The following is a 22,947-nucleotide window of genomic DNA, read 5'->3' as shown; positions in this document are numbered from 1 at the left end:
AGGACGAGCGGAGCACGGATGGCGGCGAATTCGGCGGCGGATCCGGCTAGGCCGTTCGAGCCCGTACGGCCGGTCCGCGCCTACCAGAGCATCGTGGAGCAGGTCGAGGACCGCGTGTTCCGCGGCCAGCTGCGCCCCGGCGAGCGCCTGCCCAGCGAGCGGGAGATGACCGCGCAGTTCGGCGTCAGCCGCTCCACCGTGCGCGAGGCGCTGCGGGTGCTGGAGAGCGACGGCCTGGTGCGCTCGCGCCCGGGCGACCCGAACGGGCCGGAGGTGCTGCCGTTCTCCCCGGCCACCCTGCGGAAGTCGGTCACCCGGCTCGTCCGGGTGGACGAGGTGGGTCTCGCCGAGCTCGTCCAGTTCCGGATGCTCCTGGAGGGCTCGGCGAACCTCCTGGCGGCCCGCCTGGCCACCGACGAGGAACTCGCCGCGATGGACAGCGCCCTCGCCGGGATGGAGCTCGCCCTCGACCGCGGCTACGAGGAGTTCAGCCGCGCCGACGTCGCGTTCCACGACACGGTCGCGCGGGCGAGCCGCAGCATCCTGATCCAGGTGTGCAGCGACGTCGTCCGGGGCGTCGTGCTGGGCCTGATCTCGCAGAAGATCGCCGACGCGCCGGACCGCCGCGAGCTGATGGAGCGCTCCCTGCGCCACCACGCCGAGGTGCTCGACGCCGTGCGCCGCCGCGACGGCCCGCTGGCCGCGCGCTTGGCCCGCGAGTCGCTCTACGACTATTACGCCGGCTACGTCACCGAGGACGAGCGGCCCCTTCTGCAGGCCCTGCTCGACGACGACTTGACCTGAAGCGAGGTTCAACTCCTACCGTCGGCCGCATGATCGATGGACTGGGGCGCTACGGCGTCGCGCTCACCGTGACCGACGACCTTGAGGAGCACGCGCGCGCCGTCGAGGCGTGGGGGTACTCCGCGATCTGGGTGGCCGGCGGGCAGCTGGCGACCCTCGATCCGCTGCTGCGGATCCTGCGGGCGACCACCCGGGTCGCGGTGGTGCCCGGGATCGTCCCGCTCGACGTGCACGGCCCCGAGGCGATCGCCGGGCTGTACGCGGAGGCCGAGGGGATCGCGCCCGGCCGCCTGGTGGTGGGGATCGGCAACCAGACCGGAGGCCTCGCGGCTCTGCACCGCGCACTGGACGAGATCGAGACCGCGGTGCCGCGTGAGCGCAGGCTGCTCGCGGCGCTCGGCCCGCGGAAGCTGGACCTGGCGCGGGAACGGCTCGGTGGGGCCGTGACGCTCCTGGTGAACCCCGCCTACACGGCGTGGGCCCGGGAGCGGCTCGGCGGTGGCCCGACGCTGGTGGCCGACCAGATGGTCGTCCTCGACGACGACCCCCTGGCGGCGCGCGCGGCCGCCAGGGAGCCGCTGGGTTTCCTCTCCACGGTGCCCGGTTACGTGGCGGCCTTCTCCCGGATGGGCTTCGGCGACACCGATATCCGTGAGATGAGCGACGGTCTCGTCGACGCGGCCTTCGCCTGGGGTGGCGTCGACCGGGTGGTCGCGCGGCTGCGCGAGCAGGAAGCCGCGGGAGCCGACCACGTCGTCATCGCCCCGTTGGGTGGCCCCGGCGAGCTCGAGACCTTGAAGCGACTGGCCCAGGAGGTGTCGTGAGCGGATACGAGCGCTGGGTCACCCGTATCCACCCACGACCCTTTATGAGCCGGCGGCCGCGTCGATCGAGACCGTGCGGAACTGCGGGCGGCCGTTGACCGGCAGCTCGAAGCCCTTCACACGGGTGCCGGCGGCGTAGTTGTTGCGCAGGTCGGCGGGGAAGATGCCGACGGCCTCGTCCCAGATGACCTGCGCGGCCTGCGCGTAGAGGCGTTCGCGCTCGGCCTGGTCGAGCGAGGCCCGTGCGCCGAGCAGCAGCCGGTCGAGCTCGGGGTTGCAGTAGCCGGTGCGGTTCGCCGAGCAGAGGTAGAGCCGGGCGAGGGTGAAGTCGGCGTCACCGGTGCCGGTGGTGTTGGTCTGCAGGTTCAGGTCGAAGTTCTTCGCGTTCAGGTCCTGCAGCCACTGCGGGCGTTCCTTCTCCAGGGGCTCCACCGTGACGCCGACCGCTGCCCACGCCGACACCATCGCCTGGGCGAGCGCGCGGATGTTCGGCCCGCCCTCGCGCGGCCACTGCATCGACACCCGCAGACCGTCCGCGTGCCCGGCCTCGGCGAGCAGCGCCTTCGCCTTCGCCGGGTCGAAGGCGTAGGGCGACAGCGCCGGGGCGCCGAAGACGTCCTGGGTGATCGGGGCCTTCGCCACGCTCGCGCTGTCGCCGAACAGGTCGCCGACGATCGCGTCCAGGTCGAGCGCGTGCCACAGCGCCTGCCGCACCCGCACGTCGTCGAACGGCGGGCGGGAGGAGTTGAACCAGGTGAAGTAGTACTGGAAGCTCGGCCCGCTGCCATAGGTGATCTCCGGCTGCCCGTCCACCTCGGACACCTGGTCCGGCGGGATGGACTGCAGCACATCGACCTCGCCGGTGCGCAGCGCCGTGATCCGCGCGGCGGTCTCCGGGATGCTCACGATCTCGACGCGGTCGAGGGTGGCCTTCTCGCCCCAGTAGGTGTCGTTGCGCCGCAGCACCACCTTGTCGTCCGGGGTGAAGCTCTCGAACACGAACGGCCCCGTGCCGATCGGGCGCTGCCAGTACGCCGGGTCGTTCACTCGGTCGGCGGGGCCGACGAACACCAGCGACAGCGAGCTGGGCAGCGTGCCGAGCGGCTCCGACGTGCGGAACGTGACGGTGCGGTCGTCGGTGGCCTCGATGGACGCGACGGCCGTGAACAGCGGGGCGAGCGACCACTTGAGCGCCTGGCCCCGCTCCACCGACGCCTTGACGTCCCGGGCGGTCAGCGGCGTGCCGTCGCTGAAGGTCACGCCCTGCCGCAGGTGGAACACCCACGTGTGGTCGTCGACCGGCTCGAAGGACTCGGCCAGCACCCCGACCGGCTGCCCGTCCTCCATCGCGACGAGGGTCTCCAGGACCTGCTGCACCGCGGTCTGCGTGGGCTCCTCGGCGGGGTACTGGTGCGCGTCGAGCGACACCGGGAACAGCGCGGGGGAGTAGCGCAGCACCTGCTCCTCGCCCGCCCCACCGCCGCCTCCCGACATGGTGGTGCAGCCCGTCAGGACCATGGCCGCGGCGAGGACCGCCGCGACCAGAAGCCTTCGCGTCGTCACGGGTTCGCTCCTTCTTCCAGGGTGAAGGTCGCGACCACGGGCCTGTGGTCGGACGGCGCGGAGCCGTCGTGGAAGAACTCGACGACCTCGCTGGTGCGGGCGCGCAGCGCACCGCGGTGGAACAGCCAGTCGATGGCCTTGGCCGGCGACTGCACGGGCGAGAGGCGGGTGCCCCGGCCGCTGGTGAACGGCATCGGGACGACGGGGTGCGTGGGCGGCGCCGGCGAGCCGAGCGCGGTGAACGAGTCGAGGAAGCCTGCGTTGCCCAGCTCCCACAGGGGTCCGCCGATGTCGTTGACGTCGGCGGTGAACAGGCACGGCCCGTCGCCCGCCAGTTCGTCGAGCGCGGCGACGATCGCGCGGGCCTGCGGGACGCGCATGTTGACGCCGGTGGCGCGTTCCTCGGTGTGCCCCGGCCATGTGAGGTGCGCGGTGGCGAAGACCAGCACCTGGCCGGCCGCTGTGCGCAGTCGCACCCAGAACAGGCCTGCGCCGGGAGCGAGGATCCCGACGTCCCGCACCCCGTACGCGACCAGCTCGAACACCTCCCGCCGCCACCAGAGGTTGCTCTGGCCCGCCCAGCCCGGGTGGTCGTCGACGACCCGGTCGTGACCGGAGAGCTCCTCGTCGATCAGGGCGCGCGAGCCGGGCCGCAGCTCCTGGACGGCGAGCAGGTCCGGTGGCCGGGTCCGGAAGAACGCCCGCAGCGCCGGCTGCCGCTCGGCGAGGTGCGCGTCGCCCCACAGGTTGTAGGTCATCGCGACGAACGTGATCTGTGTCCACGATTCGCTCGCAAGCTCGGTCATGCGGCCTCCTGCGGTGCGGGCGTGTTGTAGGCGACGAGCCGCGCGCTGCGGCTCCCGTCGCCGCCGAGGACGAACTCCAGCTCGGTGGCGGAGCAGTTGGTGGGCGGATCCAGGCCCAGGTGCCCGCCTGCGGGCAGGCCGACGGCCTCGGCGGTGGCCACCCGGATCGGGCCGCCGTGGGTGAAGACGACCACCGTGTGGCGGCTCCCGACCGGGGAGCCCGCGAAGGTGGCGAGCGCGTCGTCCAGCGCCGTGGACACCCGCGCCCGTACCTCGGCGAAGGTCTCGCCGCCGCCGCGGCGGACGTCCTCGCCGCGGCGCAGGGCCCGGATCGCCTCGGGGAACTCCGCGGCGATCTCGACGAAGGTGCGCCCGCTCCACGTCCCGACGGCGGCCTCCCGCCAGCGGGGGTCGACGCGGGCGGGGAGCCCGGTGCGCGCGAGGTAGGGCGCCGCGGTCTCGGACACCCGGACGAGGTCGCTGGTGACCACGAGCTCCGGGATGCCGTAGCGGTCGAGGCCTGCGGCGATCGCGCGCGCCTGCGCGTGGCCGCGCGGCGTGAGCCCGGGCCCGGTCTGGCCCTCGAACCGGGCGGCGGCGTTGCCCTGTGATTCCCCGTGCCGCACCAGGATGACGCGGACGGCGCGCCAGTCGTCGAGGTCGGGGGCGTCGAGCAGGCTGTGCTTGTTCACCCGGCCACCCCGGCGGCCAGCGGCTCCGCGAAGTGGCAGGCGCTCGGGTGCCCGTGCCGCTCCACCAGGCCGGGTGCCTCCTCCGCGCACAGCTCGACGGCCTTGGGGCACCGCGTGCGGAACCGGCAGCCGGATGGCGGGTCCGCGGGTGAGGGCAGGTCGCCCTGCAGCAGGATCCGCGTCCGTTCCGGCTGGTCCCACGGCCGCGGTACGGGCGCCGCGGAGAGCAGGGCCTGCGTGTAGGGGTGCGTCGGCCGTTCGAAGAGGTCCCGTCGCGGTGCGTGCTCCACGACCGTGCCCAGGTACATCACGGCGACCTCGTCGCTGATGTGCCGCACGACCGACAGGTCGTGGGCGATGAACAGGTAGGCCAGGCCCAGGTCGCGCTGCAGGTCCTGCAGGAGGTTGAGCACCTGCGCCTGCACCGACACGTCCAGCGCGGACACGGCCTCGTCGCAGATCACGAGCTTCGGCCGCAGCGCGAGCGCCCGGGCGATCCCGATGCGCTGGCGCTGGCCACCGGAGAACTGGTGCGGGTAGCGGCCGGCGTGCGACGGGTCGAGGCCCACGCGTCCGAGGAGGTCCCGCACCTCGGCCGCCCACCGTTCGCGGGGCACGACGTCGGGGTGGATCTCCCAGGCCTCGCTGACGATCTGCTCGACGGTCCGGCGCGGGTTCAGCGAGGCGTAGGGGTCCTGGAAGATCATCTGGATGTCTCGCCGCAACCGGCGCATCTCCGCGGGCGGCACCGTCGTGAGGTCCCGGCCCTGGAACAGCACCTGCCCTGAGGTGGCCCGTTCGAGGCCGATGACCGTGCGGGCGAGGGTGGACTTGCCCGAACCGGACTCGCCGACCAGGCCGAGGGTCCGGCCCGGCGCGAGGTCGAACGACACCCCGGCCACCGCCTGCACGGCGCCGATCGGCCGGCGCAGCAGTGCGGAGCGGATGGGGAACGCGGTGTGCAGGTCGCGCACCGACAGCAGGGGCTCACGCTCCATCGAGGACCTCCTCGGCGCGGTGGCAGGCGGCGGCGCGCCCTGCGCCGGGGAGTGGGTGCAGCGGCGGGCGCTCGTCGCGGCAGCGGTCCACGGCGTACGGGCAGCGCGGGTGGAACGGGCAGCCCGATGGCAGCGCGGCGAGGTTGGGCGGCGCGCCCGGGATCGGGGTGAGCCGCTCCTGGTCGCCGGGCAGCGATGCCATCAGCCCGGCGGTGTAGGGATGTGCCGGGCGGTCGTAGACCTCGCGGATCCGGCCGGTCTCCGCGGCCCGCCCGGCGTACACGAGCAGCATGCGGTCGGCGACGTCGGCGACCACGCCGAGGTCGTGCGTGATCAGCACCATCGCCATCCCGTACTCCTGCTGCAGGCTCCCCAGCAGCGCCATGACCTGCGCCTGCACCGTGACGTCGAGTGCGGTGGTGGGCTCGTCGGCGATGAGCAGCCGCGGGTCGAGCGCGATCGCCATCGCGATCATCACGCGCTGCCGCATGCCGCCGGAGAACTGGTGCGGGTAGTCGTCCACGCGCTTCGCGGCGTCCGGGATGCCGACGCGTTTCATGAGGTCGACCGCGGCCGCCTTCGCCTCCCGCCGCGACGCCCCGCGGTGCCTGCGGAACATCTCCCCGATCTGCGTGCCCACCCGGAACACGGGGTTGAGCGAGCTGAGCGGGTCCTGGAAGACCATCGCCATCTCCGGGCCGCGCAGCCGGCGCACCTCGGCGGCGGGGCGGGTGAGCAGGTCGACGCCGTCGTAGACGATCCGGCCGCCGGTCACCTGCCCGGCCGGGCGGGGGAGCAGGCCCATCACGGCCTGGGCGGTGACGCTCTTGCCGCTGCCGGACTCGCCGAGCACGGCAAGGGTCTCGCCGGGCGCGACCTCGAAGCTCAGGCCGTCGACGGGGGTGATCACGCCGGTCGCCGTGCGGAACTGCACACGCAGGTCCTGGACCTGCAGCAGCGGGGCGGGGCGGTCCGGCGCGGGGACGGGCCGTTCGGGGGCAGGGAGCATGGCTAGAGGCTCTTCAATCGGGGGTCGAAGCGGTCGCGCAGCGCGTCGCCGAGGACGCCGAACGCCACCACGAGGAGGGCGAGCGCGAGGCCGGGGATCGTCGCGATCCACCAGGCCTCTGCGAGGTAGTTGCGGCCGTTCGCGATCGTGACGCCCCAGCTCGGCGTACTGGTCGGCGTGCCGAGGCCGAGGAAGGAGAGCGAGGCCTCGGCGAGGATCACGTGCCCCAGCTCCACGGTGGCCACCACCAGCACGGGGGCGACGCAGGCGGGGAGGACGCAGCGGCGCACCACGTGCCAGGTGCCCGCTCCGAGGGTCCGGGTGGCGTCGACGTACTCGCGGCCGCGCACGGTGAGCACCTGGCTGCGCACGACCCGGGCGAACGTGACCCAGTTGGACACCGCCAGGACGATCACGACGTTCACCACGCTCGGACCGAGCAGCGCGGCGATGAAGATCGCGAGGAGGATCGAGGGGAACGCCAGCTGCACGTCGGCGAGGCGCATGAGCAGGCCGTCGAGCCATCCACCGAAGTAGCCGGCGACGACGCCGACGGTCACCCCGATCAGCCCGGCGAGCAGCAGCGTCGCCACGCCGACCGCGATCGAGACGCGGGCGCCCTGCAGCATCTGGGCGAGCAGGTCCTGCCCGACCTGATCGGTGCCGAACACGGCGAGGCCGCCGTCGCTGGTGCGCGAGCCGGGTGGGAGGAGCCGGTCGGCGGTGTGCGTGACGACGGAGTCGTACGCGAGCAGCACGGGGCCGGCGATCGCGGCCACCACGTACACCGTGACGACGGTGAGGGCGAACCGGATGCGGACGGTGCCCGGCCGCCGGGTGGCGGGCGCCGGGGACGGCGGGGCGTCGGCGGGAGCGGGTGGCGCGGTCACGGTCATGCCCGGCCCGCCAGCCGCACGCGGGGGTCGAGGTACCCGTAGAGCACGTCGACCACGAGGTTGATCAGCACGAACCCGGTGGCGATCACGAGCACCGCCGCCTGCACGACGCCGTAGTCGCGGTGCGAGATCGAGTCGATGAGCAGCCGTCCGATCCCTGGCCACGAGAAGACGGTCTCGACGATCACGGTTCCGCCCAGCAGCGTGCCGAACTGCAGGCCGACGACCGTGACGATCGGGATGAGCGCGTTGCGGATCGCGTGCGGGAAGATCACGACCCGCTCGGTGAGGCCCTTGGCGCGCGCGGTCTGCACGTAGCCCTCGTGGATCACTTCGAGGAGGCCGCTGCGGGTGAGCCGCACGAGGATCGCGAGGAACGGCAGCGCGAGGGTGATCGCCGGCAGCACCATGTGGGCCGGGGAGCCGTTCCCGGCGCTGGGGAGCAGGCCGAAGGTGCGCGAGAGCACCAGGATCAGCACGATGCCCAGCCAGAACGACGGCGTGGACTGGCCGACCAGGGAGAAGATCGAGACGACCCGGTCGGTGAACGTGTTGGCGCGCAGCGCCGCCACGATGCCGAGCGGGATCCCGGCCAGCAACGAGAGGGAGAGCGCCACCACGGCGAGCTCCGCGGTGGCGGGCAGGCGCTCCACCACGAGGCCCAGCGCGTCGCCCGAGAGCCGGTACGACGGCCCGAAGTCGAGCCGGGCGACGTCGGCGAGGTAGGTGCCGTACTGCACGAGGAGCGGCTCGTCGAGGCCGAGCTGGCTGCGGAGCGCGGCGACCTGGTCCGGGGTGGCGTCGGAGCCGAGGATGAGCAGCGCCGGATCGCCGGGGACGAGCCGCAGCACCAGGAAGATGATCGTGACGGCGCCCCACAGGACGAACACCGAGAAGGCGAGCCGCCGGGCGAGGTAGGCCGCCATCAGCGGCTCCGAGTGGGACGCATCGTTGCATCGCTCCATTAACGTTAATGGGGGAGACCGGGGCAGGCTAGGTGGCCTGATCCCAGGGTGTCAAGGCGCTCTTGAAGCATGCCGAGCACGGTTGACCAGATTGCTCCATTAACGTTAATGTCCGCGTCCACCCCGATCCCTCTCGCATGGAGTCCGCATGTCCGAAGCCCGCTCCGCGCCGCCTGCGGAGGCCGCGTTCCGGTCGGCCCTGCTCTCGGTCGACCCGCGCCTGTCGAAGTTCCAGCCGCTTCCCCGGATCCTCGCGTTCGACGCGTTCGACTCGGGCACGCACGGCTGGACCGAGCTGCTCGGCAACTACGACGGGCGCGGCAACCTCGACACGGTCGACGACCACATGCGCGACTTCCGGCCCCCGCAGCTGTCGTCCTGCACGTTCTTCGACATCGGCACGCACGGCGCCATGACCGGCACCTACGCGCTCAAGCTGGCCACGCGGCCGATCACCGGCCACACGGCCACCGCGATCCGGCGCCTCACGATGAGCGGCCGCGGGCTGCTGCAGATCGAGGCCTACTTCACCTACAAGGCGGAGGCCACCCTCGGTGGCGGCCCCGAGAGCGACCGGTTCGGCGATGTCGTCTGGGACGGCAACCTGCACCCGTCGGAGGCGCAGTTCGGCGCGTTCACCGTGGCCACCGACCTGTGCGGCGACGGCGGCCTGCGGTACCACACGGTCGCCCGCTACCTGAACACCGATCTGGACAACCGCCTCGCCCGGCAGTGGGTCTACCCGACCGTGCCCGAGCCGACCCCGCGCGAGCACCTCGAGGGCAAGGTCAAGCTTGGCTACGCCGCCGACTTCACCGCGCCGAACCCGGAGGACTGGGAGCCGTTCGGTGAGCCCCAGGAGCTCTGCTACAACGAGGTGCCCACCAAGGTCAACTGGCACTACCTGCGGTGGCAGATCGACACCGAGGCCCGGCGCAACATGGAGCTGCAGGTCAACGACCGCGTCTTCGACATGAGCGACGTGCCGGTGCCGCCGTACGCGGAGCGCTACGACTCGCTGGAGAACCTGCTGAACTTCTACTTCTCCGTCCGCACGCACTCCGCTACGAGAAACTTCCTGTTCCTCGACTCGGTCGTCATCTCCGTCGATTGGTGAGCACTGAAATGAGAAACCCGAGGTGAGTCCCCTGATGAGGCAGTCCCAGACCGCCGTCCTGGAGCGCAACACGACGCTCACGGGCGAGTTCGCCACCGAGCCGTACGAGGCGGCGTGGGCGGGGGAGGCGCGGTGGTTCGTCCAGGTGCTCGAGAGGTCCGCGGAGGACGCCGAGCTCACCCTGACCACGCAGATCTCGCCGGACGGGATCACGTGGTGCGACCACGACGGCGGCACGCACCGCACCGAGGGCGAGCTCACGACGTGGGCCGTGCGTGAGTTCGGGCAGTGGCTGCGCGTCCGCGGTGACGTCGCGCCGGCGGGTGCGCAGGTCAAGGTCCGCATCTACCTGGCCGTGAAGAGCTGATGAACGCGGCTCGCCGGCCGACGCTGCGCGACATCGCCGAGGCGCTCGGCCTGTCGGTGAACACGGTGTCGCGGGCGCTGGCCGGCAAGTCCGACATCAGTGCCCGCACCCGGCGGCTGGTGGAGGCCGAGGCGCAGCGGATCGGCTACGTGCCGAACACGCTCGCGCGCTCGCTGGTGCTCGGCTCGGCGATGACCCTCGGCCTGGTGATCACCACCCCGTCCAACCCGTTCTACTCCCAGCTCATCCACGGCGTGGAGGTGCAGGGCCGCAAGCACGGCTACTCGATGTTGCTGCTCGTCACCGACGAGTCCGAGGACATCGAGCAGCGGGCCGTCGAGTCGCTGCTGCGGGCCGCGGTGGACGGCGTGCTCGCGGTGCCGGTGCAGGGCGGGTCCGACCCGTGGCCCCGGCTCGCCACAGCCGGCATCCCGCTCGTCCTGGTCAACCGCGACCTGCCCCCCGGCCGGCACGACTTCGTCGGCATCGACTACGAGCAGGGTGCCTACGACGCCGCCGTCCACGCGATCCGGGCCGGCGCGCGCCGGATCTGGATGCTCGAGGAGGACCTGCCGATCACCACGATCGCCGGGCGGATCGCCGGGTTCCGGCGGGCGATGGCCGAGGCCGGCCTGCCGGTGCCCGACCACGCCGTGCGGTCCGTGCCGACGCGGCGCCACGAGTCGGCGGCGTTGCCGTGGCAGCCGCAGGAGTCCTACGTGGTGGCGCAGGAGATCGTCGACCGCGCCGACCGGCCCGACGCCGTGCTGGTGGGCAACGACTACTTCGCGCTCGGTCTCTACCGGGCGCTCGCCGAGCGCGGGCTGCGGGTGCCCGACGACATGCTGGTGCTCGGCTACGGCGACTTCCCGTTCTCCGGGTTCCTCACCCCGCCCCTCACCAGCGTGCGGCTGCCCGCCTACGAGGTGGGCGCGTCGGCCGTGGACCTGCTGGTCGAGCGGGTGCGCGACCGGTCGGCCGCGCCCGCCCAGAAGCGGCTGCTGCGGCCCGACCTCGTGGTGCGCCCGTCGTCGACCCTGGTCACCTCATAGGTGCTCACGGGCGCGCGAGCGGCATGATCCGAACTAGCGGTTCCCGCTGCTGTCGCGACAGCAATGGACAACCGCTACTGCGGATCTTGCGCGCGGCCACCGTCGAAGGGCCCGGGCACAGCGCCGAACACCGTGATCACCGGCTGTACTACCGCTTGACGATCATGGGTGCCTAGCGGTACCGCTTGAGGATCTCGTCCATCTCGTCCAGGCCGCGCCACTTCTCGAGGAGGAGCTCGCAGACCTGCGGCTCGGTCATCTCGGGGAACTCCTCACTCATGGCCGTGAGGAGGCGGTCCGCCTCGTCCCGGCTCAGGCCCCGGGTCAACGCCTCGCTCAGGTACCGCTGCCGGGTGGCGGACGGGCGGCCGCCGCCGGCACCGCGCCCGGGGAGGCCCTCACGCCACTGCACGATCTCGTCCAATCTGCGCGCCGCCCAGCCGGGAGCCCCGTCGATCTCGATGTCGGGCTCGGGGAACGGGTGAGCGGAGTCGCGCGGGTAGCGGGAGCGCCACTTGTGCACGGCGTGCCGGCTCACCCCGAGCGCCTCGGCGATACCGAGGACGCCGAGGTAGCGCTCCGTCATGGCGTTAACCTTGTCTCTTGCGTGGACAGAGTATTCCCCGGAAGTCGACCTCGTCAACGGACGGGACGACGTTAACGTGACAAGCCGGGGCGGTTGCGGCCACCACGCACCGCTGTTTCCGCTGCGCGTCCGCAGCGGCGAGGGTCGGGCCATGACCGCTCCAGCATCTCCCGCCGCCCGTGACCTCGACGGGAAGGTCGCCGTCGTCGTCGGCGGCTCCCGGAACGTGGGCGCCGAGTTCGCCGTCGGCCTCGCCGGCCGCGGCGCCACCACCGTGATCACCTATGGCGGCGACGAGAGCGCCGCCCACAAGACCCTCGCCCGCCTGGAGGAGCACGGGGTGGCCGCCGACGCGGTGCGCGCCGACGCCACCGACGCCGCCCGGACCGAGGCGCTCTTCGCCGGCGTGGCGCAGCGGCACGGCCGGCTCGACATCGTGGTGCACCTGCCCGGCATGGTCCTGAAGAAGCCGCTCGCCGAGTGCAGCGACACCGACTACGAGCAGGTGGTCGACCGCAACCTGCGCAGCGTCTTCCTCAGCCTGCGCGCGGCCCTCCGTCACCTCTCCGACGGCGGCCGCTACGTCGTGCTCTCCACGACCATGACGTCGTTCATGCCCGGCCCGTACGGCCTGTACGCGGCCGGAAAGGCGGGCGTCGAACAGTTGGTGCGTGCCGCGGCCCGCGAGGCGGGCGCCCGCGGGATCACGGTGAACGCGGTGGCGCCCGGCCCGGTCGACACCCCGTTCTTCCACGGCGCGGAGACCCCGGAGTCGACGACTCAGGCGGCCGGGTTCGTGCCGCAGAACCGGCTCGGCATGCCGTCGGACATCGCCCCGATGATCTGCTTCCTGGTCGGGGACGGCGGCGGGCTGGGTGAACGGCCAGACGCTGCGGGTCAACGGCGGCCTGTACTGAGAATGTGTTTGAGAAGCGCGGAGCGGGCCGCCCAGGGCGGCCGGGACCTGAGGGATCGCATGCGTCCGCGGCCCACATACGGGCTTCTCAAACACATTCTGACGCTCACGGCTCGTGCCAGCCGGTCAGCACGCGCACCTCGGCGATCATGCGGGACACCAGCGCGGTGGGCGCCTCCGACGTCCACACGGCGACGAGCGTGCTCGGCTCGGCGTCGGCGACCGGGACCCAGCGGACGTGAGGGCTGCGGAAGTAGCGGCTGATCGGCTCCGGCGCGAGCCAGACGCCACGCCGGCGGGCCACGAGCAGCAGGTGGTCCTCGCTGCGCTCGGCTGCGGGGCCGCGCTTGGCGAGGCGGCCGTCGGGCCGGGGCTCGGCGAGCCAGTGGGCGAGCACGTTGCCGGCCACCGGACCGGCGGGCCGGATCACCGGCTCGTCGGCCAGATCGGCGAGCTGCACGTCCCGGCGGCCGGCCAGCGGGTGGTCGGCGGCGAGCGCGACCATCCGCCGGTCCGAGCGCACGGGGGCGCAGGGGAGCCGGGGGTCGCCGACCGGAGCCCAGAGGAACGCCGCGTCGACCGCGCCGGTCGTCAGCAGCCTGAGCTCCTCGGCCAGCGTGGACGCCGTGGTGAGCACGATGTCGATGCCGGGGACCGTCGCCTCCATCGCCTCGGTCACCTCGAGGGCGAACTCGGCGGTCGCGTGCGGTTTGCACGCCAGCCTGAGCTTGCCGTTCTCGCCGCGCGCGACGCCGCGCACGCGCTCGACGAGGCCGTCGACGTGGTCGAGGGCGCCCGGGCCGCCTGCCGCGAGCTCCCGGCCGGCGGCGGTCAGCAGCACCCCGCGGGAGGTGCGGACGAGGAGCTTGACGCCGATCGCGCGCTCCAGTTGCTGCATCTGGGCCGAGACGGCCTGCTGGGCGAGATGGAGGCGCGCCGCGGCCCGGGTGATGCCACCCTCCTCGGCGACGGCGAGGAACGATTGCAACAATCGCAGATCCAGCTCCGGCACCCGGGCACCCTATGGGGTGACGGCTCAGTTGCGCATCAACTCGACGACCGGCTCGAACGCTTCGTAATACGGCTCGTGCACGGTGATGTAGGAGAAGCCGTAGCGCTCGCGGGAGGCCCGCAGCTGCTCCGCCATCTGCGCGGGTGTGCCGATCAGCAGGAACGGGGTTTCGAGGGCCTCCTCGACGGTCATCTCGCCGCCGAACCTGCTGATCAGGTCCTCGGCGGCGGCCCGCCGGTCATCGGTGGGCACGACCATCTGCACCAGGACGTGCCACTCGATGTCGCCGGCCCGCTCGCCCGCGTGCTCCCGCGTGAACCGCACCCGCTCGTCGGCCTCCGCGGCGGTGCCGAGCCGGAAGGTGCCCGGCGGCTTGCCGGGCACCTGGTAGACGCCCGCGACGCCGATGATGTCGGCGTGCCGCGCGGCGATCGACAGCACCCGGTCGCCGGTGCCGCCGACGATGAGGAGTGGACCGGACCCGTCGAAGCCGGCGCGCTGGACCGGAACGGGGGAGCGCCCGCCGGGCAGCGCCGCCAGGTCCGAGGTGAAGAACCGGCGCAGGGCGGTGATCGTCTCCTCGAGCCGGCGGGCCCGCGCGCCGAAGGGTTCCCACGGGATGCCCGCCGCGTCGAACTCCCACTTCATGTGGCCGGAGCCCAACCCGAGCTCCAGCCGGCCGCCGCTCAGGATGTCGAGCGATGCGGCCTCCCTGGCCAGCAGCGCGGGGTTCCAGAAGGGCGCGTTCAGCACGAGCGTGCCGACCCGCAGGTGCTCGGTGGCGTCGGCCGCGGCCTGCAGGACGGGGAACGGCGCGGGCGCGCCGAGGTGGTCGGGGGCGAACACGGTGTGGAAACCGGCGCTCTCCCCGCGGCGGCAGCGCTCCTGCAGCGCTTCGCGGGACGGGATGCCGAAGATGTTGAAGGAGAACCGGAAGTCGCGAGCCACGCCCGATCACCCTGCCGCTGCGCAGAACGCGGTGCAAGAACGCTTCGCTCTCAGCGGAGGAACCGCTCAGCGGGGCTGCGCCGCGAGCACGACGACGTCCGGCCCGCCGCGACCCATCGGCACCTCGAGGGTCGTGACCTCGGTGAAGAGCCCGCCCATCCGTGCGGCGAGCGCGGGGGAGGGGGCGGCGCTCCACACGGCGAGGACGCCGCCGGGCGCGAGGGCGCGGGCGGCAGCGGCGAGTCCGGTGTCGGTGTAGAGCCGGGCGTTGGCCGGGCTCACGAGCCAGTCCGGGCCGTTGTCGGTGTCGAGGCAGATCGCGTCGAACGACCCGGGTGCAGCGCTCGTGATCCGGTCGGCGACGTCCGCCTCGCGCACGGCGACCCGCGGGTCGGCGAGCGCGTCGCCGTGCAGCACGGCGAGCGCGCCGCGGTTCCAGCGGATCACGGCCGCCTCGCGCTCGACCACCTCGACCGCCGTGACGGCCGGATGCGCCAGCGCGGCGGCCAGCGAGAACCCGACACCGAGCCCGCCGATGAGCATCCTCCCGGGTGGCGGCATCCGGTCGGCGGTGGCCGTGACGAGCAGCCGCTCGGAGCTGCCGCCGCGGGTGTCCATGAGGAACACCCCGTTCGCGACGATCTCGTGGTGCTCGCCGTCCCGGCGCAGCACCAGCTCGCCTGCGAGGCCGGTGGTGCGCTCGACGATCTCGGCACTCATCGCTGCTCCGCCCGGCAGACGTACATGCAGTTCTGGGGTCGCGGGGTGTCGAACACCTGGACGTCGGTGAACCCGGCGTCGGCGAGCATCCGGCGGGCCTGCTCCCGCCCCCACATCGCGCCGAGCCCGCTGCCGCCCGTCGCGATCGAGGTGGGCACGCAGAACAGCAGGCTGATTCCGAAGGACAGCGGGGCGTAGGGGTCGGCGAGGTTGTCCTCGAGCCGAGTCGCGAAGTTCGTGTCGATCATGACGAAGAGGCCGTCCGGGTCGAGGGCGTCGTGGATGCGGCGCAGCACGACCTCGGGCGCCGCCTGGTCGTGGATCGCGTCGAAGGCCGTGATCACGTCGTAGGGCCGCTCGGGGGCGAGTGCGGCGGCGTCGGCCACGGCGAACGCGGCGTTGGGCAGGTGCATCGCCGCCCGCTCCGCCTCGGCGTCCGCGATCGCGTCCGTCGCGATGTCGAGGCCGTCGAACGTGGACTCGGGGAACGCACGGGCCATCACGTTGACCGCGTGGCCGGTGCCGCAGCCGAGGTCCAGCACGCGGACCCCAGCACGGAGGCGCTCGTGCAGGCCGGGCACGCGGCCGAGGAAGCCGTCGACGAGGTGCTCGTCGTAGATGTGGCGCCAGGTCTCGCCGAGCCCACCCGCCGACACGGCGGCGTACTCCGCGATCGGCACGCCGCCGCCCTCGGTGAAGCAGCGCTCGACCTGCGGGAGCACCGACCCGAGCGTGCGCAGGCTGCTCGCCGTGGGGCCGACGTTGCGCGACGTGGCGCCGGTCAGGAGCGCAGCGTGCGCGGCGGGCAGCGTGTGCCGGCCGTCGGCCGGGTCGTACTCCATGATCCCGCCGGTCACCATCGCGCCGAGCCACTCGCGCACGTACCGCTCGTGCAGCCCGGCCCGCTCGGCGAGCTCGGAGCTGGTGGCCGGCCCTCGCGCCGCGGCCTCGAACAGGCCGGTGCGGTGGCCGATGCCGATCAGCATCGTGAGCATGCCGCCGGTGAGCATCCCCAGCAGCTGCTCGCCGAAGGCACGGGTGCGATCCGGGTCGGGGTCCACACCGGCGAGTCTTCCAGCCGGACGGGTCGGGCTGCGGTGAGACCTCTGCGGGTACCCGGCCTTTCACACACACCGGTGTCGGGGGGGCGGCATGGACGCAGTGGGGGAACGAGCCGGGCACGCCGTCGGGGCGGTGCGGCTGGCGGCGGCAGGGCTCGCGGTCATCGCCGTCTGCTACGGCCTGGCCCGGTTCGCGTACGGCCTCTTCGTGCCGGCGTTCACGGCGGAGTTCGACATCGGGGCCGCGGCGGCCGGGGCGATCGCGTCGAGCAGCTACGCCGGCTACTGCGTCGCGGTCGTCGCAGCCACGCTCGCGACCGTCCGCTGGGGGCCGCGGGCGGTCGCGACCGCCGCGGGCCTCGCCGCGGTGCTCGGCACCGGCCTGATCGCGATCGCCCCGGGCGTGGCCGTGCTCGCGGTGGGTGTGGTGGTCGCCGGGTCGAGCACCGGCCTGGCGTCCCCACCACTGGCCGATGCCGTGGCCCGGTGGGTGCAGGCCGACCGGGCCGACCGCGTGCAGACCGTCGTCAACGCCGGCACCGGGGTCGGGGTGGCGGTGTCCGGCCCGATCGCGCTCGTGCTGTTCGGGAGCTGGCGCCTGGCGTGGGCGACCTATTGCGCGATCGCCGTGCTGGTCACCGTGTGGGTGGCCGCCACGATCCCCGGAGGGCCGACGCGGCGCTCGCCCGCCGGCGCCGCCCGCGGGCCGTGGTGGCGGGCGGGGACGGGGCGGCTCCTGGTGGCCGCCGCGGCGCTGGGGGCCGGCAGCTCCGCGGTGTGGGTCTTCGGGCGCGACCTGGTCGTGACCGCAGGCGTGAGCGCTGCCGCCTCCACGTTGATGTGGATCCTGCTCGGGGTGGCCGGCGTGGCCGGCGCCTTCACCGGCGACCTCGTCGCGCGCACCGGGCTGGGCCGCGCGTGGACCGCGGGGATGCTGCTGCTCGCCGCCGCGACCGCCGTGTTCGCCCTCGCGCCCGGCGTGCTGCCGGCGGTGTTCGCGGCCGCCGCGCTCTTCGGGGCGGTGTACATCGGTCTCACCGCCGTGTTGCTCGTCTGGGGGACGCGCACGTACCCGGACGCCCCTGCCCTCGGCGTGGGGGCCGCCTTCCTGCTCATCGCAGTGGGGCAGACCCTCGCCGCGCCCGCGCTCGGCCTGCTCTCCGACTTCGCGACGGCGCCGGTCGCGTTCGGCGCGGCGGCGGTCGCGGCCGCCGGTGGGGCGCTCGCGCTCCCGCGGGGCTGAGCGGCCTCATCGGGTCAGTGCGAGCCGGGCGGACAACCCGATGAAGATCGATCCGGTCGCGATGTGCAGCCGCCGGACCGCGCGGCGGCGCTCGGCGAGCAGCGCGCCGAGCCGTCCCGCGAGGACGCCGATGGGGCCGTCGATGAGCAGGTCGACCACCACGAACGCGGCGCCGAGCACGAGGAGCTGGGTCGTGACGCTCCCGCGTGCTGGGTCGACGAACTGCGGCAGGAACGCGGCGTTGAACAGCACGACCTTCGGGTTGAGCAGGTTGGTGAGCAGGCCGCGGCGGAAGGCGCGCCCACGCCCGTCGCCCGCCCCGTCCGTGCGCACGAGCGGCTCGTCGCGCCTGCGCAGCGTCGCGATCCCGAGGTGGAGCAGGTACGCGGCCCCGCAGACCTTCACGACGACGTAGAGCGTGGGCACGGCCGAGAACAGGGCGGCCAGCCCGAACGCGGTGGCCGTGGCGTGCACGGCCAGCCCGGCGGCGACACCGGCTGCGGCGCAGAGCCCGACGGCCGGGCCGCCGGCGGCGCCGATCGCCATCACCAACAGCATGTCCGGCCCCGGCGTGAGCACGAGCAGCGCGACGGCGACGAGGAACGCGGCGAACAGCGCTGGGTCCACCATCACCGGAGCCTCCCACACGAGCGGTTGGGGCGCCGCGTTGACAGAGGTTAGATATCTAACCTATTTTCCCTCCGGACTCGGACAAGGAGGTCGGACATGCGGACAGTCGTGAGAGCCAGCCTGGTGGCGGCCGCCGCCGTCCTCGCGGCTGCGGGGTGCGCGAGCGGCGGGGGAACCGGCGGTGGAGAGCCGTCCGAACCGTTGTCGGTCTGGCAGTTCTACGGCGACGAGTCGATGCCGACGGGCAAGCCGTTCTACGACCTCGTCGCCCGCTACGAGCAGCAGAGCGGCACGGACGTCGACATCCGCTTCATCCCGTACGACGACTTCAACCGCACCCTGACCCAGGCCGCAGCCGCGGGCGACGGGCCCGGCATCGCGCTGATCAGCGCGTTCGACACGGCGGCGATGGCCGATGCCGGCGTCATCCAGGACCTGAGCGCCCAGGTGCAGGACTGGGGGCAGCAGGGCGCGTACTTCCCGACCAACTGGGAGTCCACGCAGGCCGACGGGAAGACCTACGGGATCCCGCACCTGGCCGACGCCTACGCCGTCTACTACAACACCGCGATGGTGCAGCAGGCCCCGACGACGTGGACCGAGATGGAGTCGACCGCGGCTGCGCTGTCCGGTGAGGGCCGGTCCGGGCTCGCCGTGAGCGGCATCGAGGGTGCCGAGGGCGCCACGGGTCTCGCCATCCGGATGCTCGCGGCTGGCGCCCAGCCGACCGAGATCGACAGCCCCGGCGGCCACGCCGCGTTGGAGTCGTTGCGGCGGATGGTGCAGAGCGGCGCGCTGTCGGAGGGCTTCCTCACCTGGAACGAGGAGGACGCGAAGAACCAGTTCGCCACCGGCCAGGCCGCCATGATGATCAACTCGGCGACGTACGTGAACATCCTGCGCGAGGAGAACCCCGACCTGCAGTGGAGCGTCGCCGTGCTCCCCTCGGAGGCGACGGGGCAGACGATGCTGTCGGCGGAGAACCTGACGATCGGCGCCACCAGCGACGACACCGACCGGGCATGGGACCTCATCACGTTCATGCAGCGGCCAGAGGAGCTGCAGGTCTACCTGCCGGAGCGGAACAAGCTGCCCGCCCGCAGCGACGTGCCGGGCACCGCGGAGGACCCGGTCCGCGCGGTCTTCGCCCAGCAGCTCCAGCAGGCGTGGGCCCCGGATGCGGCACTGGCACCGCACACCACCGAAGTACTGACGGCGCTGCAGGCCGCGCTCCAGCAGACGATCAGCGGCACCCCCGCCCCGGACGCCGCGCGCGCCGCGCAGGCCACGATCGACGAGGCACTCGGGACGTCATGACCGTGATCGAGGCCAAGGGGGCGCTCGAGCGGACCCGCACGCCCTCGCCGCCCCACCGGGCGCGCAGGCGTGCGGGAAACCGCGCGGACCAGCTGTTCCTGCTGCCTGCGGTGCTGTTCGCCGCCGTCACCGTGGTCTACCCGCTGGTCTACAGCGTGCTGCAGGCCTTCCAGGACGTCGGGCTGCGGGAGGTCATCAGGGGCGGCGCCGAGTGGGTGGGGTTCGCCAACTTCGCCGACCAGTTCGGCAGGGCCGAGTTCTGGCAGGCGCTGTGGCTCTCGCTGGTCTACACCGTCGGCACGGTCGTGCTCACCTACGTCGGCGGCCTCGCGCTGGCGCTGCTGTTCGTCCGGGAGTTCGCCGGGCGCAACGTCATGCGGGCGCTGCTGATGCTGGCCTGGATCCTGCCGACGGTGGTGGGCGCGAACGTGTGGCGCTGGCTGCTCGACGGCTCCTACGGGCTGCTCAACGCGGTGCTGCGCGGGCTCGGCCTCATCGACGGCGACCTGTTCTGGCTCGGCCAGCCCGGCCCCGCGCTCGTGTCGGTGATCGTGGCCACCGCGTGGAGCTTCGCGCCGTTCGCGATGATCCTCATGGTCGCGGGCCTGCAGGGGGTGCCGGCGATGCTGTACGAGGCGGCCCGCATCGACGGCGCCTCGGCCTGGCAGCAGTTCCGCCACGTCACGCTCCCGGCGTTGCGGCCGGTGAGCGTCACGGTGATGCTGCTGATCTTCATCTTCGCGTTCAAGACCTTCGACACCATCTACCTCATGACGAGGGGCGGCCCGGGCGGCGCCACGCTCACGCTGCCGCTCTACGCCTTCCAGGAGGCGTTCGAGTTCCGCCGCTACGACACGGCGGCCGTGGCCACGACCGTCATGCTGCTCGTGCCGCTGGTGCTGTCGATCTTCTACTTCCGGTCGCTACGCAGGGAGGAGGCGGCATGACGCGCGAGAGGGTCCGGCTCGTCATCGCCGTCGCCGTGACGGCGGTCTACCTGCTGCCCGTCTACTGGATGCTCAACACCTCGTTCAAGGAACAGGCGGAGGTGTTCGCGCGGCCGCCCGCGCTCGTGCCGGTGCCGCCGACCCTCGCCGCCTACCAGAGCGCGGTCTTGGGCGACCCGGACATCGCCCGCGGCCTGGTCAACACGTTCGTCATCGCGACCGGGACCACGGTGCTCACGCTCGTCGTGGCCGTCCCCGCGGCGTACGCGTTAGCCCGCCTGCGCATCCGGTGGGTCACGCCGGCGCTGCTGCTGTTCCTCGCCGTGCAGATGATCCCGGCGGTCAACCTCGCACTCCCCATGTTCGTGCTGTTCGGGCGGGTGGGCCTGGTGAACACCTACGCCGGGCTGATCATCGCGAACTGCTCGCTCTCGATCCCCCTCGCGATCACGATCATGCGGCCGTACTTCCTGTCCGTGCCGGGCGAGGTCCTCGAGGCCGCGCGCGTGGACGGCTGCACGACGTTCGGCGCGTTCGTCCGCGTGGCGCTGCCGGTCAGCATCCCGGGCGTGATCACGATGGCCGTCGTCAGCTTCCTCGGCGCGTGGGGTGAGTTCGTGTTCGGCCTCGCGCTCGCCACCGGGGACGAGCTGCAGCCGGTGAGCGTCGTGATCGCGAAGCTCACCAATGCGTTCGGCACCCGGTGGAACGAGCTCATGGCCGTGTCCGCGGTGGTGGCCGTGCCGGTGATCGTGCTGTTCGTGCTGCTCCAGCGTTACATCGTCGCCGGTCTGACCGACGGTGCCACGAAAGGTTAGAGAGGACTGCCTGCATGCTCGAGATCTGGGCCGCCACCCCGACGCCGTTCACGCCCGACGGGAAGCTCGCCCTCGACGTCGTCGCGGCGCAGGCCGCGCACCTGCACGCCGCGGGCGTCGCGGGCACGTTCGTCGGCGGGACGACCGGTGAGTTCGCGGCGATGGACGCGGCCGAGCGGCAGTCGCTGGTGGAGGCGTGGCAGGACGCCCGCCCCTCCGGCCTGAAGCTGGGCGTGCACGTGGGGCACACCGATCTCGCTCAGGCGCAGCAGCTCGCGGTGCACGCCGAGTCCTGCGGGGCCGACCTGATCGGTGCCGTCGGCCCGTACTACGGCGACGCGCCCACCCTCGACGCGCTGGTGGCGCACCTGGCCGAGATCGCCGCGGCCGCACCGAACACGCCGTTCGGCTTCTACCACATCCCGAGCATGACGGGATCGCGCTACCGGCCGTCCGAGGTGGTCGCGGCGCTCGCCGCCGCGGCGCCGACGACGGGGGCGGTGAAGTTCACCGACGGCGACCTGCTGGAGTTCGACCGGACCCGCGCGGCGGCCCCTGGCCTCGCCGCCTACTTCGGCCGCGACGAGCTGCTGCCCGCGGCGCTGGCCTGCGGAGCCGACCGGGTGATCGGCACGCTCTACAACGGGATGGCCCCGCTCGCGCACGCCGTGGCCGCCGCGTTCCACCGCGGCGAGCCGGCCGAGGCCTACCGTCTGCACGCCCCGTTCCGCGAGGTGGCCAGGGCGGCGAACGCGCACGGCGGGATCGGCTTCCTCAAGGCGTTGATGAACCGGCTCGGCCCGGACACCGGACCGGCCCGGTCGCCGTACCGGCGGCCGGACGTCGCCGTCGTGGACGAGCTCGCCGCGGTGGTGCGCGCGGCGCTGGAGGGGGCAGGTGGCTGAGAAACGGGTGAAGAACCCGATCTACCTCGAGGCCCAGGCGCGGCTGCGGGACTTCATCACCGAGGCCGGCCTCGGCCCGGGGGACCGGCTGCCCCCCGAGTCCGCGCTCGCGGAGCGGCTCGGGGTGAGCCGGCTGTCGCTGCGCGAGGCGACGCGCAGCCTGCAGACCCTCGGCGTCATCGAGGCCCGCCACGGCAACGGCCTGTTCGTGTCGGCGTTCTCCTTCCGACCGCTGATCGAGCAGCTGCCCTACGGGCTCGCCGTGGCCGGCACCGGACTGGAGGAGATCCTCACCGCGCGCGAGGCGATGGAGGTCGGCCTGATGCCGGCGGTCGCGCGGCTGAACCCGCAGGTCGAGCTCGCCGAGTGCGCGCGGCTGGCCGACGAGATGGCCGCGCTCGAAGGCCGGGGGGAGCCGATCACCGAGGTCGACAAGCGGTTCCACCTGCTGCTCTACCGGGCGCTGGGCAACCCGCTCGTCGACAACCTCATCGAGGTCTTCTGGGAGCTGTTCACGCGGCTCGGCGACTCGATCCCGGTGCCGCCCGAGGGCGGGCGGGGGGCCGTGCACCTGCAGATCATCCGGGCGCTGCAGTCGGGCGACGCGGGCGAGAGCATCGCGGCGATGCAGCAGCACTTCGACGACATCCGCGTCCGTGCCGCGCTCATCTCTACCCACTCCGCCGGCGCCGCAAGCGTCCCCGGCTGCCATCCCCCGGTGCGCGCTCCCGCCGAGGACGCGGGCTGACGG

24 protein-coding genes and 1 pseudogene are annotated in these 22,947 nt (G+C 72.9%); 12 read left to right on the top strand and 13 right to left on the bottom strand.

The genetic code is table 11. The annotated features are described in order from the left end of the window. The first annotated feature begins 18 nt into the window (after positions 1-18). Complete coding sequence (locus tag FHX44_RS37925; RefSeq protein ID WP_147260164.1) at positions 19-804, top strand: FadR/GntR family transcriptional regulator; 786 nt, start codon at positions 19-21, stop codon at positions 802-804. 29 nt (positions 805-833) lie between these two features. Continuing rightward, a complete protein-coding gene (locus tag FHX44_RS37920) occupies positions 834-1,628 on the top strand; it encodes a TIGR03620 family F420-dependent LLM class oxidoreductase (RefSeq protein ID WP_147260163.1) in 795 nt (264 codons plus the stop codon). A 42-nt stretch (positions 1,629-1,670) separates the two neighbouring features. On the opposite strand, the gene FHX44_RS37915 is transcribed toward FHX44_RS37920, so the two are convergent. Genes FHX44_RS37915 through nikB form a run of 7 tightly spaced genes read right to left on the bottom strand, consistent with a single transcriptional unit; the run spans position 1,671 to position 8,518 of the window. Further along, positions 1,671-3,191 carry an ABC transporter substrate-binding protein gene (locus tag FHX44_RS37915; protein ID WP_170309209.1) on the bottom strand — a complete coding sequence of 507 codons (1,521 nt, stop codon included), beginning with the start codon at positions 3,189-3,191 and terminating at the stop codon, positions 1,671-1,673. After that, positions 3,188-3,997, bottom strand: coding sequence for an endonuclease/exonuclease/phosphatase family protein (locus FHX44_RS42495; RefSeq protein ID WP_170309208.1), 810 nt, complete (start codon positions 3,995-3,997; stop codon positions 3,188-3,190). The genes FHX44_RS37915 and FHX44_RS42495 overlap by 4 nt, the downstream gene beginning before the upstream one ends. Further along, positions 3,994-4,689: a histidine phosphatase family protein gene (locus tag FHX44_RS37910; RefSeq protein ID WP_170309207.1), complete on the bottom strand. Its 696-nt coding sequence runs from the start codon at positions 4,687-4,689 to the stop codon at positions 3,994-3,996. The genes FHX44_RS42495 and FHX44_RS37910 overlap by 4 nt, the downstream gene beginning before the upstream one ends. Next, positions 4,686-5,687 carry an ABC transporter ATP-binding protein gene (locus tag FHX44_RS37905; protein ID WP_147260160.1) on the bottom strand — a complete coding sequence of 334 codons (1,002 nt, stop codon included), beginning with the start codon at positions 5,685-5,687 and terminating at the stop codon, positions 4,686-4,688. The genes FHX44_RS37910 and FHX44_RS37905 overlap by 4 nt, the downstream gene beginning before the upstream one ends. Further along, positions 5,677-6,696 (bottom strand): ABC transporter ATP-binding protein, encoded by a 1,020-nt coding sequence (locus tag FHX44_RS37900; protein WP_147260159.1) that lies wholly within the window; start codon positions 6,694-6,696, stop codon positions 5,677-5,679. The genes FHX44_RS37905 and FHX44_RS37900 overlap by 11 nt, the downstream gene beginning before the upstream one ends. A gap of 2 nt (positions 6,697-6,698) precedes the next feature. Continuing rightward, positions 6,699-7,592: an ABC transporter permease gene (locus FHX44_RS37895; protein WP_147260158.1), complete on the bottom strand. Its 894-nt coding sequence runs from the start codon at positions 7,590-7,592 to the stop codon at positions 6,699-6,701. Continuing rightward, on the bottom strand, positions 7,589-8,518 hold the full coding sequence (gene nikB, locus FHX44_RS37890; protein WP_147260157.1) for a nickel ABC transporter permease: 930 nt from the start codon (positions 8,516-8,518) through the stop codon (positions 7,589-7,591). The genes FHX44_RS37895 and nikB overlap by 4 nt, the downstream gene beginning before the upstream one ends. 187 nt (positions 8,519-8,705) lie before the next feature. Between nikB and FHX44_RS37885 the strand changes: the two genes are divergently transcribed. From FHX44_RS37885 to FHX44_RS37875, 3 genes are read left to right on the top strand one after another with little or no spacing between them, the layout of a single operon-like run. Continuing rightward, positions 8,706-9,674, top strand: coding sequence for a DUF6772 family protein (locus FHX44_RS37885; protein ID WP_147260156.1), 969 nt, complete (start codon positions 8,706-8,708; stop codon positions 9,672-9,674). Positions 9,675-9,708: 34 nt separating this feature from the next. After that, the gene (locus tag FHX44_RS37880; RefSeq protein ID WP_147260155.1) at positions 9,709-10,041 is read left to right on the top strand and encodes a DUF6385 domain-containing protein; all 333 of its coding nucleotides are present in this window, start codon (positions 9,709-9,711) and stop codon (positions 10,039-10,041) included. Next, positions 10,041-11,093, top strand: a complete 1,053-nt coding sequence (locus FHX44_RS37875) for a LacI family DNA-binding transcriptional regulator (protein ID WP_147260154.1) — start codon at positions 10,041-10,043, stop codon at positions 11,091-11,093. The genes FHX44_RS37880 and FHX44_RS37875 overlap by 1 nt, the downstream gene beginning before the upstream one ends. Positions 11,094-11,265: 172 nt before the next feature. On the opposite strand, the gene FHX44_RS37870 is transcribed toward FHX44_RS37875, so the two are convergent. Beyond that, a complete protein-coding gene (locus FHX44_RS37870; protein ID WP_147260153.1) occupies positions 11,266-11,679 on the bottom strand; it encodes a hypothetical protein in 414 nt (137 codons plus the stop codon). On the opposite strand from FHX44_RS37870, the pseudogene FHX44_RS43620 reads away from it, so the two are divergent. Then, positions 11,678-12,529, top strand: a pseudogene (locus FHX44_RS43620) (SDR family oxidoreductase); the annotation flags it as partial. The gene FHX44_RS37870 and the pseudogene FHX44_RS43620 overlap by 2 nt on opposite strands. Positions 12,530-12,701: 172 nt before the next feature. Here FHX44_RS43620 and FHX44_RS37860 read toward each other — a convergent pair. The 4 genes from FHX44_RS37860 to FHX44_RS37845 form a co-directional block, all read right to left on the bottom strand. Next, positions 12,702-13,607 (bottom strand): LysR family transcriptional regulator, encoded by a 906-nt coding sequence (locus tag FHX44_RS37860; RefSeq protein WP_147260151.1) that lies wholly within the window; start codon positions 13,605-13,607, stop codon positions 12,702-12,704. A 24-nt stretch (positions 13,608-13,631) separates the two neighbouring features. Beyond that, the gene (locus tag FHX44_RS37855; protein ID WP_147260150.1) at positions 13,632-14,555 is read right to left on the bottom strand and encodes an LLM class F420-dependent oxidoreductase; all 924 of its coding nucleotides are present in this window, start codon (positions 14,553-14,555) and stop codon (positions 13,632-13,634) included. 66 nt (positions 14,556-14,621) lie between these two features. Next, positions 14,622-15,275 carry a spermine/spermidine synthase domain-containing protein gene (locus FHX44_RS37850; RefSeq protein WP_147260149.1) on the bottom strand — a complete coding sequence of 218 codons (654 nt, stop codon included), beginning with the start codon at positions 15,273-15,275 and terminating at the stop codon, positions 14,622-14,624. After that, a complete protein-coding gene (locus FHX44_RS37845) occupies positions 15,272-16,336 on the bottom strand; it encodes a class I SAM-dependent methyltransferase (protein ID WP_246170809.1) in 1,065 nt (354 codons plus the stop codon). The genes FHX44_RS37850 and FHX44_RS37845 overlap by 4 nt, the downstream gene beginning before the upstream one ends. Positions 16,337-16,427: 91 nt before the next feature. Here FHX44_RS37845 and FHX44_RS37840 point away from each other — a divergent pair, with 91 nt between their 5' ends. Beyond that, the gene (locus FHX44_RS37840; RefSeq protein WP_147260148.1) at positions 16,428-17,579 is read left to right on the top strand and encodes a YbfB/YjiJ family MFS transporter; all 1,152 of its coding nucleotides are present in this window, start codon (positions 16,428-16,430) and stop codon (positions 17,577-17,579) included. A gap of 6 nt (positions 17,580-17,585) precedes the next feature. Here the strand turns inward: FHX44_RS37840 and FHX44_RS37835 are convergent, their stop codons facing one another. Continuing rightward, positions 17,586-18,209 (bottom strand): LysE family translocator, encoded by a 624-nt coding sequence (locus tag FHX44_RS37835; protein ID WP_147260147.1) that lies wholly within the window; start codon positions 18,207-18,209, stop codon positions 17,586-17,588. A 96-nt stretch (positions 18,210-18,305) separates the two neighbouring features. Between FHX44_RS37835 and FHX44_RS37830 the strand changes: the two genes are divergently transcribed. From FHX44_RS37830 to FHX44_RS37810, 5 genes are read left to right on the top strand one after another with little or no spacing between them, the layout of a single operon-like run. Further along, positions 18,306-19,526 carry an ABC transporter substrate-binding protein gene (locus FHX44_RS37830; RefSeq protein ID WP_147260146.1) on the top strand — a complete coding sequence of 407 codons (1,221 nt, stop codon included), beginning with the start codon at positions 18,306-18,308 and terminating at the stop codon, positions 19,524-19,526. After that, positions 19,523-20,473, top strand: coding sequence for a carbohydrate ABC transporter permease (locus FHX44_RS37825; RefSeq protein WP_147260145.1), 951 nt, complete (start codon positions 19,523-19,525; stop codon positions 20,471-20,473). Before FHX44_RS37830 ends, FHX44_RS37825 begins: the two co-directional genes overlap by 4 nt. Then, entirely contained in the window at positions 20,470-21,291 is an 822-nt protein-coding gene (locus FHX44_RS37820; RefSeq protein WP_147260144.1) for a carbohydrate ABC transporter permease, read from the top strand. Before FHX44_RS37825 ends, FHX44_RS37820 begins: the two co-directional genes overlap by 4 nt. A 14-nt stretch (positions 21,292-21,305) precedes the next feature. Further along, positions 21,306-22,196, top strand: coding sequence for a dihydrodipicolinate synthase family protein (locus FHX44_RS37815; protein WP_147260143.1), 891 nt, complete (start codon positions 21,306-21,308; stop codon positions 22,194-22,196). Further along, entirely contained in the window at positions 22,189-22,944 is a 756-nt protein-coding gene (locus FHX44_RS37810; protein ID WP_147260142.1) for a FadR/GntR family transcriptional regulator, read from the top strand. The genes FHX44_RS37815 and FHX44_RS37810 overlap by 8 nt, the downstream gene beginning before the upstream one ends. Positions 22,945-22,947: the final 3 nt, after the last annotated feature.

The sequence above is a fragment of the Pseudonocardia hierapolitana genome (genome assembly GCF_007994075.1).
Lineage (GTDB): Bacteria > Actinomycetota > Actinomycetes > Mycobacteriales > Pseudonocardiaceae > Pseudonocardia > Pseudonocardia hierapolitana.
Note: the sequence above shows the minus strand (reverse complement) of the source record. Positions and strands in the feature narration are given on the sequence as shown.